Here is a 15,647-nt window from a genome sequence, read left to right as displayed (position 1 = left end):
CCGAACGGACGCTCGGGCCTTGTGGGAATCCCGGAACTAGCGCGGCAGCTCGGTGCCGTCGAACTCGGCCTTGCTGACCACGCGCCAGGCGTTGTGCTCGGGCAGGTGCTCGATGAGCACGATCTCGGTGCCCCGGCCCAGTGCGCGCTCGGGCGAGCGCATCTGCACGTTCAGGCCCGCGCCGCCGTCCTCGACACTGCCGTAGCCCTGCGTGCCGTCCACCACGGCGCTGCGCACCAGGCCGGTGCGGCCCAGCAGCACCTTGGGCTCCTCTGCAGGCGCCACCTTGTTGACGATGCCCCGCAGCGGACGCAGCAGCAGCACGGTGGCGGCAAAGCCCAGCACCATGGCTGCCGCTGCCACCAGGGAGCCGGTCAGCAGGTTCACCAGGGTCCAGCCCTGGGGCATGGGCACGAAATGGCACAGCACATACGAGGCCAGCCAGGACATCAGGAACAGCGCGGTGAGGATGACCGTGAGCGGAATGCCGCCCAGGCCCACCTTGAGCATCAGCCCGGCCAGCGCGCTGACCGAATGCTCCACGCCGTGCGCATGGTCGCTGCCGTCGAACAGCACCCAGTGGTCCAGCGAGTCCACCTCCAGCAGGCCCAGCATGGCGATCAGCCAGTACAGCAGCATGAACAGCAGCAAGGCGCCAAAGATGAAAGTCGGAAAGCCAAACGCGTATTGCAGGAACGCAGACATGTTTTTCCCCTCCCCTCAAATCCGGCAGCCGAGGCGACAGGCCTGGCAGTGCCTGCCTGGACAAGGGCCGCGCATCAAGCGTTTTTTCCGCCAGTTGCGGCGCGCTGCGCCTTCAGGCGTTCCAGCACCGACTGCGCATTGCCCGCCTGGGGCGTGATGCCGGCAGCGCGCAGCTTGGCATCCAGCGCGTCTTCGCTGCTGTCGCGCGCCAGCTCGGCCGCGCTTTCCATGCGCGCACCGCGCTCGGCCTGCTTTTGCTTGATGCGCTCCAGAGAATCCAGCGCGCTTTGCACGCGCGTCTGCGAGCCTGCGTAGCGGCCGGCCACCGTGGCCTGGGCGCGCTGCACGCTTTCCGTGGCCTTGACCGTGTCGGCCTGCTGCTTGAGGCGCTTGATATGCGTTTGCGCCGTCTGTATGGCCACGCGCAGTTGCTCCACGCTTTGCGTGTAGGCGTCCAGCTGGGATTGCTCCTCGTCGCGCTGGGTCTCCAGCACGGAGACCTTGCCGGCCACTTCCAGCGCCAGCGCCTCGTCGCTGGTGTCAAGCGCTTTGACGGCATAGCCCTCGTACTCGGCAATGCGTTCCTGGGTCTGCTTGAGCTTGCCGGCCGCCAGCTTTTGCTTGGCCATGATGTCGGCCAGCGCTTCCTTGGACTTGTTCAGGTCGCTGTCTGCATCGCGGATTTCCTGGTCCAGGATGCGCAGGGCCTGGCTGTCGGTCACCGTCTCGCCGGCCTCGTGGGCGGCGCCGCGCAACGCTGTCACCAGCTTGTTCCAGATGGTCATGATGATCTCCTAGGGGCTCAGTGTCTTCAACGGGCGGGGCTTCAGGCCTGCACGGGGGCGGATGCGGATGCGGGTGCGGGTACCGGCGTCAGGTAGTGGGCCAGTGCCTCGGTGGCCTGGATGACGCTGTCGGCCAGGGTCAGGATCTCGGCAATGATGTCGCCCTCGCTGCTGCTGGCGTGCAGGGCGGCGAACATCACGTAGCCCTCGCCGCCATGGGCTTGGGGTTCCAGCGCCATCGTGGTGAAGGGAAACAGTTTTTGCAGGCGCAGCATTTGCTCGTTGAGACCGGCGCGGTCGTGCACCTGGTCGGCGGGCCACAGAAAGGCCTCCACCACCAATTGGTCGCCCGAGAGCGCCACATGCACGGGCAGATCGCCGAATTCGGGCAGGCTGACCAGCAAACTTGCGTCTGCGCCTTCCAACACCTCGATATGGAGCCGGCCGCCCTGCACCAGTGCCGATTGCTGCAGATCGCCCGCCAAGGCGTGAATATCCCGATATGCCTGTCTGCTGTTGTCCATGCCGCCCTCCTTGTGGATGAGAACCATTGATTCCGGTTGCAATCCCGGCATGCGCATTTGCTTTTCCAATTGCTGCAATGCCGCGCCGTACTCTGGAAGAATCCAGACCTCCTTTTTCACCAGCCCCTGTTCGCGCAGCCGTTGCCGGTGCAGGCGCTGGTAATGGGCTGATGTCTTTTGTTCCATGCGGATACCATAGCGGCCATTACATGTGATGTCTACATGTAATGGCGATCAATTTGTAAACGGATATGTAAACCGAGTGGCGCAATGGCCGGCTTTGCGCAGGCCCCGACCCGGCCTTTGCATTCTGGTAAATCGCCATCAAGAATTCGTTTTTTCTACCGAAAACCATTTATCAACAAATTTCCCTATCAACCACGGGAGCGCCCAGGCGCGGACTGCTTCGGCGGCGGTGCAGGGCTGCGAAGGCACTGCACAATGGCCGCTGTCGCAGGCAGATCCGGCCCTTGGCTGCCCGGCGCACGCTACGGAAACCTCTGCATGCCCGCCTTCAGGCTCTCACTTCGCACGGCAGTCACAGCCCCCTTCATAGCGGTGTTCGTGGTCACGGCCGGGCTATTGGCGGCATGGCAGCAGCGCCAGGTGGACCAACTCATCAACCGCGAAAGCCTGCGGCTGCTCGACTCCCTGTCCACCACCACGCGCCATCAATTGGCCGATTACCTGGAGACCCCGCTGCGCGTGCAGCAGGCCCTGACCGAGACCGTGGCCCGGCAGGCGCTCTACACCCCCGGCGACCTGCGTCCCATCTATGGCTATCTGACACGCTCATTCACCGAGCTGTATGCCCAGCACCACCAGATCAGCCTGTTGAGCTTTGGCGGCGTACAAGGTGAATACACGGGGGTGCGGCTGGAGCCCGATGGCCGCTACCGCCTGATTCTTCAGGACCGCAGCACCCAGGGCGCCCTGCAGATCTTCGAGGGGCTGGAGCCCGGCCCGCCCATGGCCAGCCTTGCCGGCTACGACCCCCGCGTGCGCCCCTGGTACCAGCCTGCCATCCACAAAGACGGCCCGCACTGGTCGCCCATCTACACGGTGACTGGCGACCGGGGCGATGCCACGATTTCCGCATCCACGTCCGTGCGGGTGTCCGGCCAGCTGGCCGGCGTGGTGGCCGCCGATGTGCGGCTGAGCAGCATGAACCGCTTTCTGCGCGACGAGCCCTTGCGTGGCAACGGCCATATCGCCGTGGTCGACGCACAGGGCTACATGGTGGCGCACTCGTCCGAGCTGTCGGTGCTGAAACGGCGCGAAGGCCCCTATGACCCACCCGTGCGCCTGCGGCTGTCCGAAAGCCCCGATCTTGCACTGCGCAGCTTGGCCGCCCTGCTGCCTGCGCATCTGAGCGCGGATTCATCGGCGCCAGCGGCCCCCCGGAACACCATCAACCTGAGCTTCAAGGAACAGGGGCAGATCTACCACGGCCAGGTCACCGCATTCCACGATGCACGCGGCATCGACTGGCGGATCCTGGTGCTGCAGCCCGAATCCGATCTGGTCAGCAGCATGCGGGCGGACAGCCGCCATGCGCTGGTTCTCGCTTTCGGCCTGGCCTTGCTGGGACTGGGGCTGGGCGTGTGGTGCCTGCGCCGGGCGCTGCGCCCCTTGGCGGTGACGGCCGATGCGGCCAACCGCCTGGCCAAGGGCGACTGGAGCGCGGTAGGAGCGCTGCCGGATACGTCCCTGGTCGAGACATCGTCCCTGGTTTCGGCCTTCCACAACATGGCGCAGCGGCTGCAGGAGTCCTTCGAGCACATGCGCACCCTGCTGCAGTACGACAGCCTGACGCAGCTGCTCACGCGCGCCGGCCTGATCGAGCAGGCCGATGCGGCGGCAGCCGCCAACACGCCCTGCCCTGCCGCGCTGTGCCTGCTGGAGCTGCAGAATTTCCGCAGCGTCCGCGACGATGTGGGCCACGGCACGGGCGAGCAGCTGCTGCGGGCCGTGGCCGAGCGGCTGCGCAACCACCATCTGCAGTTTCCTGCCCTGCTGGCGCGCACGGCCAGCAACGAGTTCGCCATGCTGTGGCTGCATGACTGCACGCCGCAGCAGATGCAGGACAAATGCCGCCATCTGCTGGAAATCTTCGACCAGCCATTTTCCGTGGGCAAGGACGACATCGTGCTGCGCGCCTGCGCGGGCGCCGTCAGCGGCGAGCTGCTGCCGGGCGCGCTGCCCGAGTGGCTGCGCAACGCCAGCATTGCGCTGGGTGAGGCGCAGCGCGGCTCGCACCCCTTCCTGCTGTTCGAGCCCAGCCTGGCGCAGAAGATGCTGGGCCGCACGCAGCTGGCCATGGAGCTGCGCCAGGCGCTGGAGCGCAACGAGCTGCGCGTGTTCTACCAGCCCGTGGTGGACCTGGCCACGGGCAGCATGGTCGGCGCCGAGGCCCTGGTGCGCTGGAACAGCCCGACGCGCGGCATGGTGCCGCCCGGCGTGTTCATTCCGGTGGCCGAGGAGTCGGACCTGATCCTGAGCGTGGGCGAATGGGTGCTGCGCACGGCGGCGCACGACATAGCCTCCCACCTGCCCCGGCTGCCCGCCGACTTCGAGCTGCACGTCAACATGTCGGCACGCGAGCTCATCCAGTCCGACTTCGCCTCCACGCTGGAGCAGGCACTGGCCACCAGCGGCCTGCCCGCCCGGTTGCTGACCCTGGAGCTGACGGAGTCCATGCTGCTGGACGACAGCGACGCCACGCTGCAGCGCATTGCCGCCATCCGCGCGCTGGGCGTGAAGATCGCCATTGACGACTTCGGCACCGGCTACTCCTCCCTGGCCTATCTCAGCCGCCTGCGCTTTGACTGCATCAAGATCGACCAGAGCTTCGTCGGCCAGTTGCCGGAGTCCGAATCCGACAAGTCCATCGTGACCGCCGTGCTGCGCATCGCCCAGGGCTTTGGCGTCAAGGTCGTGGCCGAAGGCGTGGAGGAGCAGGCCCAGGCCAGGCTGCTGCATGCCCTGGGCTGCGAGCATGCACAGGGCTATCTGTTCGAGCGGCCCGTGCCGCTGGCGCAGATGCTGGAGTACCGCTCTCCCTGGCACGAGTGAGCCACCAGTGAGACGCTGACGAGCCGCTGGTGAACCGCTGCTGCCTTGTGGTGCCCTGCCTGTCGGCTTTGGCTGACGTGTGTCGCTTGCATGATCCGGTGCACATGCAGGTGCAATCCACGAAACAATCGGCGCCTGTTCCAGCCTCCCACCTTCCATGACGCCCACCTATTCCGAGAGCCAGCCGCCCCCGCCCCGTCTGGACCCCGCCGGCCCCATCCACCTGATCGTGCCCCTGCGCCCAGGCGCCGACCTGGAACAGCTGCGCGCCCGCCTCACCAGCGTGCCCGCGCTGCAGCAGCGCAGCGTGCAGTGGCATGTGCCTGGCGCAAGAGCCGACATCGTGCACCTGGCCGCCCGCGCCGTGGACAGGGCCAGCCAGGATGGCGGCCTGGTCGTGGCCGCCGGCGGTGACGGCACCATCAATGCGGTAGCCGCCGCAGCCTGGGCGCGGGGCGTGCCCATGGGCGTGGTTCCGCTGGGCACCTTCAACTACTTCGCCCGCGAGCAGGCGCTGTCGCTGGACCCCGCCCAGGCCGTGCAGGACATTCTTCAGGCATTGCAGGCCGGCCAGATGCGGCCCGTGAACGTGGGCCTGGTCAACGAACGGCTGTTTCTGGTGAACGCCAGCCTGGGCCTGTACCCGCGCCTGCTGGACGAACGCGAGCGCGCGTCCACACGCTTTGGCCGCACGCGGCTGGTGGCCATTGCGGCCTCCATCTGGAGCATTCTTCGCGGTGGCAGCGCGCGCCGCTGGCGCATCGCCCTGCGCTCCGACCGCCAGGCGCCGCTGCAGCAGCAGGAACACCTGGCCAGCACACTGTTCGTGGGCAACAACCCGATGCAGCTGGAGCGCGTGGGCATTGCCGAAGCCCGCGCCGTGGCCGACGGCCAGCATCTGGCCGCCGTGCTGCTGCTGCCGCAGGCCAGCGAGGCCCCGGCGCGCGTGGTCTGGAATGCCGTGTTGGGACGGCTGGCGCAGGACGATGCGGTGGCCAGCCTGGCCTGCACCGAGCTGGTGGCAGAGCCCGCAGGACGGCGCCCGCGGCGCCTGAAGGTGGCCTTTGATGGCGAGCGCGAATGGATGGCCCCGCCCATTCGTTTTCGCCTGGGCGATAAGCCGCTGTGGCTGGTCGTGCCGGGCGAGGCCGGGCCCTCCTCCTGATCAGCAAGGGACAAGGAACGCCCATGGCTTTGCTCATGCATATGTCGGACCTGCATTTCGGCGCCCACGATCCGGCCGTGTGCGCCGCCGCGGCAAGACTGGCCGCACGTCTGCCCGTGGCGCTGCTGGTGGTCTCCGGCGACCTGACCCAGCGTGCCACGGCCGCGCAGTTTGCCCAGGCGCGCGAGTTTCTCGATGCACTTCCCGTACCGCGCCGCCTGGTTGTGCCGGGCAACCACGATCTGCCGTTGCTTGCCTGGTGGGAGCGGCTGGGCGGCCATGCCCATGATCGCTACGCCCGCTGGATCAGCGACGAACTGCAGCCCTGGTGCGCAGAGCAGGGCTTTTGCGTGATTGGCGTGGACACCACGCGCTGGTGGCGCCACCAGCGCGGCAGCCTGTCGGCCAGCCAGATTCGGCAGGTGGCCCAAAGGCTGGCGCAGGCCAGCCCCGGCGACTGGCGCATTGTGGTCGGCCACCACCCGCTGGCAGCCGCCCATGCGCAGGACCGCAGCCACCGCCCGCACCGCGCAGCGACGGCCCTGGCGGCCTGGCGCGACGCCGGAGCGCAGTTGGTGCTGTCAGGCCATGGACATGACCCCGGCCTGGTCCAGCCGCTGCCGGGGCTGTGGGCGGCGCAGGCGGGCACTGCGGTATCGCTGCGGCTGCGCGCGCATGCGCCCAACAGCCTTTTCACGCTGGAGCAGCAAGAGGACTCGGCTGGACAGGGCCCGGCCTGGCGCCGAGAGCTCACGCGCTGGGACTATTCACGGCAGGCGGATGAATTCCTGCCCGTGCAAAAGCATGTTCTGGATCCGCCGCAGGCCTCCACCCGCTGAACGCGCGCAAACCTTGTTCTGGTGTTCTTCGTTGTATTGCACAATCCAAAGCCTCGGCTCCACGCAGGCGGCGGCAGAAAAGTTTGCATGCTGTCCTACGCGATGGCCGCCCGAGGGTGTGGATGATCAGCCCTCGTCAATGCTGCCTTTTTGATAGCAGCATGATGCACCGCAACAAAGAGATATGCGAATCCTGTACGTTGAAGACAATGCCGACCTGCGCGAAACCATTGGCCTGCTGATGGAGAGCGAATCACGCTTCGTGACCAGTTGCGCCACCGCCGAGCAGGCCCTGGAACTGGATGCGGCCCAGCCTTTCGACGTGGTGGTTTCCGATGTCAGCCTGCCCGGCCTGTCAGGCACCGACCTGGCGCGGCAGCTGCTGGAGGCCGATGCCCAGCGCTGGATCATCCTGTGCTCCGGCTACGACCTGGGCCCCTACCCCACGGCCTGGGGCCCCCATGTGCGGACCCTGCTCAAGCCCTTCGAGATCGAGGATCTGGAGACGCTGCTGGACTCCATCCAGGAAGCGCTCGGCAACCCCGCCCACTGAAGCTTTCGCGCGCCCCGGCGCCCCCCGGCTCCCGCCGTCACAGCACGGCCTTGGAGCCTCCCACTGCCGCCTCACGCGGCAATTCCACCCTGAAGCTGGTCACTCCGTCGGCGGAGCGCACATCGATGCGCCCGCCGTGCGAACGCACGATCTGGTGCGCAATGAACAGCCCCAGACCCAGTCCCTGGTGCTGGCCGGGCCGGCGTTCACCACCGCGAAACGGGTTGAACAGCGTGGGCAGCAGTTCCGCAGGAATGGTGCCGCCGTTGCGCACCGTGATGGACACGCGATCGCCCTGGCGGCCATCGGCCGTCACCTGCACCGGCTGCGCGGGATCTCCGTGGTGCATGGCATTGCCCAGCAGGTTGGTCAGCACCTGGCACAGGCGTTCGCCATCCCAGATGCCTTCCAGATTGCCCAGCATCTCGCTTTCCAGGCGCCGCTCCGGGAAGCCCGTCTCCACCTCCTGCAGCGTGCGCTGCAGCAGCGTCTGCAGGCTGGCCGGCTGGGGCGACAGCGGCAGGCCTTCTGCCTGGCGGATGCGGGTCACGTCCAGCAGATCCTCGATCATGCGCGACATGCGCTGGCTGCTGCTGAGCATGCGCTCGGCCATGTTGGCCACCTTGCCGGGATCGGGCTGGCGCGTGAGCACGGTGGCCGCCGCCTTGATGGACTGCAGCGGCGTGCGCAGGTCGTGGCTGAGCACGGCCATGAACATCTCGTTGATGCGCAGCGCCTCGGTGCGCTCCTGCAGCTGCTGGGCCAGCGCCTGCTTGCGCTGGTGCAGCTCGAAGAACACGTTGGCCTTGGTGGTCAGCATGTGCGGGTCGATGGGCTTGTACAGAAAGTCCACGGCGCCGCTTTCATAGCCGCGGAATTGCCAGTTGTGCTCGCGCGAGCCGGCCGTCATGAAGATGAGCGGGATGTGGCGCGTGCGCTCGCTGCCGCGTATCAGCTCGGCCAGCTCGAAGCCGTTCATCTCGGGCATCTGCACGTCCAGCAGGGCCAGCGCCACATCACCATGGTCGAGCAAAAGCTCCAGCGCCTCGGGGCCGGAATGCGCCTTGAGGAACTCGATGCCGTCGCGCTGCAGCAGCGCTTCGATGGCGATCAGATTCTCGGCAATGTCATCGACGATCAGGCATTTGACGCGATCTGGTTGGGACATGGATTCTCTCTCGGTATTTTGTCTGGTGGGAGCGCGCTGAATGGACATTCAAAGCCTCCCCTGGCCGTGCAGCGATGCGATGAGCGCGGCAATGCCCTGCGGCGCCAGCACCTGGGCCTGTGGCACGCGGGCCAGGGCCGCCCGCGGCATGGTCTGCATTGCGGCACTGTCTGGCGACTGCACCACGGCCAGGCCGCCGGCCGCGTGCACGCTGGCCATGCCCTGGGCGCCATCCTCGTTGGCGCCGGACAGCAGCACGGCCAGCAGGCGCTCGCCATAGCAGTCGGCAGCCGACTCGAACAGCACATCGATCGAGGGCCGCGAAAAATGCCAGGGCGCATCCAGCGACAGCGCCAGCCTGGGGCCGCTGTCCACCAGCAGGTGGTAGTCGGCCGGCGCAAAGTACAGGCAGCCCGGCTCCAGCCATTGCTGGTCCTGCACCTCGCGCACCGGCAGGGCGCAGCGCGGCCCGAAAAGCTGGCCCAGCAGGCTGCGCCGGTCGCGCGGCAGGTGCAGTACCACCAGCACCGAAGCGCGCAGGCTGGCGGGCAGCGTGGGCAGCACCACGGACAGCGCATCAAGCGCGCCGGCCGAGCCGCCGATCACGATGGCCTCGTAGGCTGTGGCGGCGTCCGAGGCGGGTGTGTTCGTGGTCGCGGGCATCACAGCCCGGCCCTCTTGCGGTAGATGCGGTCTTCGAGCACGAAGTCCTCGAAGGCCTCCGAATGCCCTGAAAACCGCAGCGACTCCTTGGAGCCCAACCCCAGGAACCCGCGATGGCACAGCGCATCGCGGAACAGGCCCAGCGCCCGGTCCTGCAGCTCGCGCTCGAAATAGATCAGCACGTTGCGGCAGGACACCAGGTGCATCTCGGCGAACACGCTGTCGGTGGCCAGGCTGTGGTCTGAGAACACCATGTGCTCGCGCAGCCCCTTGTCGAAGACCACACGGCCATAGCGCGCCGTGTAGTAGTGCGACAGCGAGCTGTGCCCGCCCGAGCGCGCATGGTTGTCGGTGAATGCCGCCACGCGCGCCATGTCGAACACGCCCTGCTCTGCCGCCTTCAGCGCATGGGGATTGATGTCGGTGGCGTAGATCAGGGTGCGGTCCAGCAGGCCCTCTTCATGCAGCAGGATGGCCAGCGAATACACCTCTTCGCCCGCGCTGCAGCCGGCCACCCAGACCTTGAGCGAGGGATAGGTGCGCAGCAGCGGCACGACCTCGGTGCGCAGCGAGCGGAAGTAGGTCGGGTCGCGGAACATGTCGCTGACCTGGACCGTGAGGTACTCGAGCAGGGCCGGGAACACGCTTGTATCGTGCAGCACACGGTCCTGCAGCTGCGACAGCGTCTTGCAGTCGAACTGCACCAGGGCCGACTGCAGGCGCCGCTTGAGCGAGGCCTGGGCGTAGCCCCGGAAGTCGTAGTGGTAGCGGTGGTAGATGGCATCGATCAGCAGGCGCTGCTCGATGTCGGCGGTGCGGGCTTTTTTCAGCTGAGGCATCGCGTCCTCCTTGCTACTTGGGCATCCACACCCGCACCAGCGACAGCAGCTTCTCCACGTCCAGCGGCTTGGCGATGTAGTCGTTGGCACCGGCGGCCAGGCATTTCTCCTGGTCGTCCTTCATGGCCTTGGCGGTCAGGGCGATGATGGGCAGGCGGCGCCATTGCGGGCGGTTGCGGATCTCGCGCATGGCGGTGTAGCCGTCCATCTCGGGCATCATGATGTCCATCAGAACCAGGTCGATGCCGGCCTGCGCCGTGCCCCGCGCTTCCAGGGTTTCCAGCGCCTCGCGCCCGTTGCGCGCGATCTCCACGCGGATGCCCGTGGGCTCCAGGATGCTGGACAGCGCGAACACATTGCGCACATCGTCCTCCACCACCAGCACCGTGCGCCCTTCCAGCGCCGACTCGCGGCTGCGCGCCACCTGCAACATCTGGCGGTGCTCGGCCGACAGCTCGGACTCCACCTGGTGCAGGAACAGCGTGACCTCATCGAGCAGGCGCTCGGGCGAGCGCGCGTCCTTGATGATGATGGACTTGGAAAAGCGCCGCAGCTGCTGCTCTTCATCGCGCGAGAGCGCGCGGCCCGTGTAGACGATGACAGGCGGGAAGGAAACATCGTCCTGGTCCGTCATGCGCTGCAGCAGCTCGTAGCCGCTGATGTCGGGCAGGTTAAGGTCCATCACCATGCAGTCGAAGGTGGCGCCGCGCAGATGTTCCAACGCCGCCGCCGCCGTGCCCGCGCAGACGATGTCCACGTCGCTGCGGCTGAGCAGGTGGCGCACGCTCTCGCGCTGGCGCTCGTCGTCCTCCACCACCAGCACGCGGCGCAGGTCCTGGGTGAACTTGGCCTCCAGCCGCTTCAGGGCATGGACCAGTTCCTCGCGCTTGACGGGCTTGAGCGCGTAGCCCACGGCGCCGCGTCCCATGGCCTCCTGCGAATAGTCGGCCACCGAGACCACGTGCACGGGAATGTGGCGCGTGACGGGGTTGCGCTTGAGCTGATCCAGCACGCCCAGGCCCGAGAAATCGGGCAGGTTGATGTCCAGCACGATGGCGTTGGGCTGATTGCTTGCAGCCATGGCCAGGCCGTCGGACGCGGTGTTGGCCACATCGCATTCGAAATCCATCTCGCGCGCGAGCTCGGAAAGAATGTCGGCAAAGCGCCGATCGTCCTCGATGACGAGGATGCGGCGCCCGCTCTGCCCGCTCTTTCGCAGGGCATCCGCCGCGGACGAAGTAGGCGACAGCATCGGCGCAGACATGGCTGGCGACATGGCCGGCGCGAACGCGGGCGCAGCCGGTGCGACATGGGCCGAAGCGACGGCGGGCACGGACGCGGGCGATGACACCGGCACCTGCGTCTGCGCATTCGCCAGCGATTCCCGCGCCGGGCGGGGCAGCGGCGCGGCAGCCAAGGCCTGGCCAGGCTCCACCAGCTCCAGGATCACAGGCACGGTCAGCGTGAACACGCTGCCCTGCCCCGGCGTGCTGGAGACGGTCAGCGTGCCGCCCAGCAGCCCGGCAAGGTCACGTGAGATCGACAGGCCCAGGCCCGTTCCGCCAAACTTGCGATGCGTGCTGCCGTCCGCCTGGCGGAAGGCATCGAAGATGAATTGCTGCTGCTGCTCGGCAATGCCGATGCCGGTATCGCGCACGGCAAACGCCAGCATGCCCCCGGGCACGCGGGACACCTGCAGGCCGACCGAGCCCTTGGCCGTGAACTTGAGCGCGTTGGACAGCAGGTTCTTGAGCACCTGGGCCAGCCGCATGGGGTCGGTCTGCATGGAGGCCGGCACGCCGGGGTCCACCGTCCATGTCAGCTCCAGGCCTTTTTCGCGGGCGATGGGGCGTAGCGGCTCCATCAGCGCCTGCAAGGCGGTGGCGATGGTCATGGGCTCCACCAGGACGCTGACCTGGCCGGCCTCGATCTTGGACAGGTCCAGGATGTCGTTGATCAGCGCCAGCAGGTCGCTGCCCGCCGCATGAATGGTCTGTGCGTACTTGACCTGATCGGCCTGCAGGTTGCCGGGCTTGTTGTCGGCCAGCAGCTTGGCGAGGATCAGCGTGGAATTCAGCGGCGTGCGCAGCTCGTGGCTCATGTTGGCCAGGAACTCGCTCTTGTACTGGCTGGCCAGCTCCAGCTCGTGCGCCTTGTCGGTCAGCGCACCCTGGGCGCGCAGCAGTTGCTCGCGCTGGTACTCCAGCTGCTGGGTCTGCTCCTCCAGATGGGCATTGGTCTGCTCCAGCTCGGTTTGCTGGTGCTCCATCTGCGTCTGCGACTCCTGCAGGATGCGGCTTTGCTGCTCCAGCTCCTCGTTGCTCACTCGCAGCTCTTCCTGCTGGGCCTGCAGCTCTTCCGACTGGCGGCGCGTTTCTTCCAGCAAGGTCTCAAGGCGCGAACGGTCCAGGCCCGAGCGGATGGCCACGGTCAGCATTTCGGACGCCCGCTCCAGCAGGCTGCGCTCTGCCTCGCTCACCCCGCGCAGAAAGCCCAGTTCGATGACGGCGAACACTTCGCCGTTCTCCATGGCGGGCGCCACCATCAGTTGCAACGGGCTGGACTGGCCGGTGCCCGAGGAAATCGGCAGGTGCTGCGCGGGCACGTCCCTGACATGCAGCAGCTTGCGCGAGGCGACCGCCTGGCCCGCCAGGCCCTCGCCGGGCAGCAGCTTGTGCTGCAGGCGATCGCGCGGCAAGGCATAGCCGCCGAACAGGCGCAGACCGCCGTCGGCGCAGTCCACCACATAGCCGGCGCCCACCTCGGCGCGCAGGTAGGTGGCCAAGTACTCCAGTGCCTTTTGGCCCAGGTCTTCAAGCCGGCGGTCGCCCTGCAACTGCTGGCCCAGGCCGGACAGACCGGACGTCACCCACGACTGGCGCGCCTTCACGCGGTACTCGCGCACCGTCAGCGCGGCCGATGCCAGGATCAGGCCCAGCAAGATGAGGGAGCCGCCCCAGGAGTAGTACGTCGAGGTGGTGGAGGCCTCCACCCACAGCTGGCGGCGCTGCTCCAGCTCACGGGTCTGGCGGGTGTAGAGATCATCGATCAGCTCGCGCAGCCGGTCCATGGCGTTCTTGCCCACGTCCAGGCGCACCAGGGCCATGGCGGCGTCCAAGTCGCCGGCCTTGCGCAAGTCTATGGTTTCCTGCAGCTCGCGCAGCTTCTGGGTCGAGATGTCCTCGATCTGGTCCAGCAGCCGGTGCTGGACGGAGTCGCTGGACGTGCGCTCCTTGAGCGCCTCCAGCTGCTTTTGCAGCACATCGCGCGCCTGCTGGTAGGGCTGCAGATAGGCCTGGTCACCCGTCAGCAGAAAGCCCCGCTGCCCGGTTTCGGCATCCTTGAGCGAGGCATTGAGCTGGCTGAGCTGGCGCATGGCCAGCGTCGTGCGGTCCATGGCATTCACGGCCTGGCCCCGCGCCTCGGACGCCCGGAAATTGACGAAGGCGATGACCAGGGTGGCCAGGGCCGCTGCACCAAAGCCTGCAACAAGCGTCCATGGAATGGCAAAGCGCTGGGTGGTCTGGTGGCTGGAAGATCGTGGCATGCAGTGGAATTTCTGGCGGAAATGGACGAAGGAATCCGCCAGGGACTGTAACGGTTTTGCGCAGCCCTCGGCAGCACTCGACCACACTCGGCCGCAGTCCGCGCTGGTTTCAGCGGTGCGCGACACACGGCGCCACCACGGCAGCCGTTAACATGGCCCGATACCTTCCTTCCGACATCCCGCTGCGGTCGTCGGCCCACACTCCAGGAACCATTGCATGAAAACCTTTGCCCTCACCGTCGCATCGCTGGCCGCAGCCGCCTCGCTGGTGTCCACCAACGCCAATGCCGCAGCGTCGATCTTCCTCAACGACACCATCGCCGCACGCATTCCCGCCAGGGACCTGCCCGACGCAAAGGCCGCCGTGGCCAAGGTGCTCAACGAGGCCGCCGACGGCTCCGTGACCGAATGGACCAGCGGCCCGAACCGTACCAACCAGCGCGTGACGATGGCCTTGCAGCCGCAGCAGACCGTGCAGACCGGCTCGGCCGGAAGCTGCCGCCTGCTGTCGGCCGATGTGCGCCTGAAAAAGACCTCGGAAAACTGGCGTTTCTGGTTCTGCAAGCAGTCCGATGGATCGTGGAAGGCCAGCGGCAGCCAGCCCTGAGCAAGGATTGCGGTGGCCTGTCACCGGGAATCCGGCATGGACCTACGCCACCGGTCCTGGACACATGGGAGCATGTCGGCCGGAAGATCGACATCGGAGAACAACCATGCCCCATGAATTTGTGCAGGCCACGACACTCGCCAGACGGCTGGCCCTGGGCGTCGCCGCAACCTCTTTGCTGACGCTGGCCGCCTGCTCGGGCGAGACCTCGTCAACGCGCGCGGGATTTCCCATGGCCGAAGTGCCGCGCTTCAACCAGCCCCCGCCGGACAAGCCGCTGCTGGGCCAGCCCGTGATCATGGCCGAGCAGGTCATGCCCCATGCCAAGGGGGATCCGCACGAGCCCTTGCCGCCAGCCGCGCCCCTGCCCGCCAAGGCATCGGAGCCCGCAAGCGGCGCAGGAGCCACGAACAAGGAAGATGCCGGCGGCGTGAACCCGGCCGCTGGCCAGGCTGCCGCCATTACCGATGGCCAGGGCGAGGGCTCCAAGTACCAACTGGGCGCCCCCAAGTAGCTGAACTCGGCCAAACCCGGCAGAACTCAACCGGAGCCGGACGGACTCAGAACGAAGTCCAGTCCCCGTCGTCATTGCCCTTGGCCGCCACGGTCTGCCTGGCGGCAGGCAGCTTTGCGGCGGGCGCTGGGGCGGCAGATGCGCTGCGTGGGGCAGCAGCGGGTGCAGTGCCAGCAGTTGGGGCGGACGCGGCCAGCGGTCTGGCCGCAGGACGCATGGGCGCTGCCGCAGAAGGCGCGCGCGCGGCAGGTACTAAAGACGAAGCTGCTCCTGTCCCTGCACGGGCCGGCGCCACGCCGTCGATGCGGAACACGCTCACGGCGGCCGCCAGCTGATTCACCTGGGATTTGAGCGAGCCTGTCGCGGCAGCTGCCTCCTCGACCAGCGCGGCATTTTGCTGGGTCACCGTGTCCATCTGCGAAATCGCCTGGTGCACCTGGTTGATGCCGCTGCTTTGCTCCTGGCTGGCGGCCGTGATCTCGGCCACCAGGTCGCTGACCTGCTGCACGCTTTGCACGATGCCGTCCATGGTGCGGCCGGCCTCGGCCACCTGGCGCGTGCCCGCGTCCACCTTGGACACGGAGTCTGCAATCAGGTCCTTGATGTCCTTGGCCGCCGAGGCGCTGCGCTGGGCCAGCGCACGCACCTCGCCCGCCACCACGG

Annotated in this window: 14 protein-coding genes; 6 read left to right on the top strand and 8 right to left on the bottom strand. The window is 67.2% G+C overall.

The window, feature by feature from the left end:
* Positions 1 to 36 precede the first annotated feature (36 nt).
* The 3 genes from KDK82_RS09695 to KDK82_RS09685 all read right to left on the bottom strand — a co-directional run bounded on the left by KDK82_RS09695 (position 37) and on the right by KDK82_RS09685 (position 2,014).
* On the bottom strand, positions 37 to 705 hold the full coding sequence (locus KDK82_RS09695) for a ubiquinone biosynthesis protein UbiH (protein WP_088164719.1): 669 nt from the start codon (positions 703 to 705) through the stop codon (positions 37 to 39).
* Between the two features lie 74 nt (positions 706 to 779).
* Positions 780 to 1,490, bottom strand: a complete 711-nt coding sequence (locus KDK82_RS09690) for a PspA/IM30 family protein (protein ID WP_088164718.1) — start codon at positions 1,488 to 1,490, stop codon at positions 780 to 782.
* A gap of 41 nt (positions 1,491 to 1,531) precedes the next feature.
* Positions 1,532 to 2,014 carry a YjfI family protein gene (locus KDK82_RS09685; RefSeq protein WP_225613995.1) on the bottom strand — a complete coding sequence of 161 codons (483 nt, stop codon included), beginning with the start codon at positions 2,012 to 2,014 and terminating at the stop codon, positions 1,532 to 1,534.
* 441 nt (positions 2,015 to 2,455) lie between these two features.
* Here KDK82_RS09685 and KDK82_RS09680 point away from each other — a divergent pair, with 441 nt between their 5' ends.
* From KDK82_RS09680 to KDK82_RS09665, 4 genes are all read left to right on the top strand, one after another.
* Positions 2,456 to 5,089, top strand: a complete 2,634-nt coding sequence (locus KDK82_RS09680; protein ID WP_088164716.1) for an EAL domain-containing protein — start codon at positions 2,456 to 2,458, stop codon at positions 5,087 to 5,089.
* 157 nt (positions 5,090 to 5,246) lie between these two features.
* Positions 5,247 to 6,254 (top strand): diacylglycerol kinase family protein, encoded by a 1,008-nt coding sequence (locus KDK82_RS09675; protein WP_088164715.1) that lies wholly within the window; start codon positions 5,247 to 5,249, stop codon positions 6,252 to 6,254.
* A gap of 23 nt (positions 6,255 to 6,277) precedes the next feature.
* Positions 6,278 to 7,093 (top strand): metallophosphoesterase, encoded by an 816-nt coding sequence (locus KDK82_RS09670; protein WP_088164714.1) that lies wholly within the window; start codon positions 6,278 to 6,280, stop codon positions 7,091 to 7,093.
* 184 nt (positions 7,094 to 7,277) lie between these two features.
* Positions 7,278 to 7,646 (top strand): response regulator, encoded by a 369-nt coding sequence (locus KDK82_RS09665; protein WP_012205652.1) that lies wholly within the window; start codon positions 7,278 to 7,280, stop codon positions 7,644 to 7,646.
* Between the two features lie 37 nt (positions 7,647 to 7,683).
* Here KDK82_RS09665 and KDK82_RS09660 read toward each other — a convergent pair whose 3' ends face one another.
* Genes KDK82_RS09660 through KDK82_RS09645 form a run of 4 tightly spaced genes read right to left on the bottom strand, consistent with a single transcriptional unit; the run spans position 7,684 to position 13,863 of the window.
* Entirely contained in the window at positions 7,684 to 8,814 is a 1,131-nt protein-coding gene (locus KDK82_RS09660; RefSeq protein ID WP_179217877.1) for a hybrid sensor histidine kinase/response regulator, read from the bottom strand.
* Positions 8,815 to 8,862: 48 nt separating this feature from the next.
* Positions 8,863 to 9,477 carry a chemotaxis protein CheB gene (locus KDK82_RS09655; protein ID WP_034393833.1) on the bottom strand — a complete coding sequence of 205 codons (615 nt, stop codon included), beginning with the start codon at positions 9,475 to 9,477 and terminating at the stop codon, positions 8,863 to 8,865.
* Positions 9,477 to 10,316: a protein-glutamate O-methyltransferase CheR gene (locus KDK82_RS09650; protein ID WP_012205655.1), complete on the bottom strand. Its 840-nt coding sequence runs from the start codon at positions 10,314 to 10,316 to the stop codon at positions 9,477 to 9,479. The genes KDK82_RS09655 and KDK82_RS09650 overlap by 1 nt, the downstream gene beginning before the upstream one ends.
* 13 nt (positions 10,317 to 10,329) lie before the next feature.
* Positions 10,330 to 13,863, bottom strand: coding sequence for a response regulator (locus KDK82_RS09645; protein ID WP_088164712.1), 3,534 nt, complete (start codon positions 13,861 to 13,863; stop codon positions 10,330 to 10,332).
* Between the two features lie 217 nt (positions 13,864 to 14,080).
* On the opposite strand from KDK82_RS09645, the gene KDK82_RS09640 reads away from it, so the two are divergent.
* Both KDK82_RS09640 and KDK82_RS09635 read left to right on the top strand, forming a co-directional pair.
* The gene (locus KDK82_RS09640; protein WP_088164711.1) at positions 14,081 to 14,470 is read left to right on the top strand and encodes a hypothetical protein; all 390 of its coding nucleotides are present in this window, start codon (positions 14,081 to 14,083) and stop codon (positions 14,468 to 14,470) included.
* 106 nt (positions 14,471 to 14,576) lie between these two features.
* On the top strand, positions 14,577 to 14,984 hold the full coding sequence (locus KDK82_RS09635) for a hypothetical protein (protein WP_034393841.1): 408 nt from the start codon (positions 14,577 to 14,579) through the stop codon (positions 14,982 to 14,984).
* A gap of 46 nt (positions 14,985 to 15,030) precedes the next feature.
* Here the strand turns inward: KDK82_RS09635 and KDK82_RS09630 are convergent.
* The coding region (locus KDK82_RS09630; RefSeq protein WP_256974434.1) for a methyl-accepting chemotaxis protein at positions 15,031 to 15,647 on the bottom strand (617 nt) is incomplete at its 5' end.

The sequence above is a fragment of the Delftia sp. K82 genome, from assembly GCF_002193035.1.
In the GTDB taxonomy this organism is placed as follows: Bacteria; Pseudomonadota; Gammaproteobacteria; order Burkholderiales; family Burkholderiaceae_C; genus Comamonas; species Comamonas acidovorans.
This window is presented reverse-complemented; position numbering and strand designations above follow the sequence as displayed.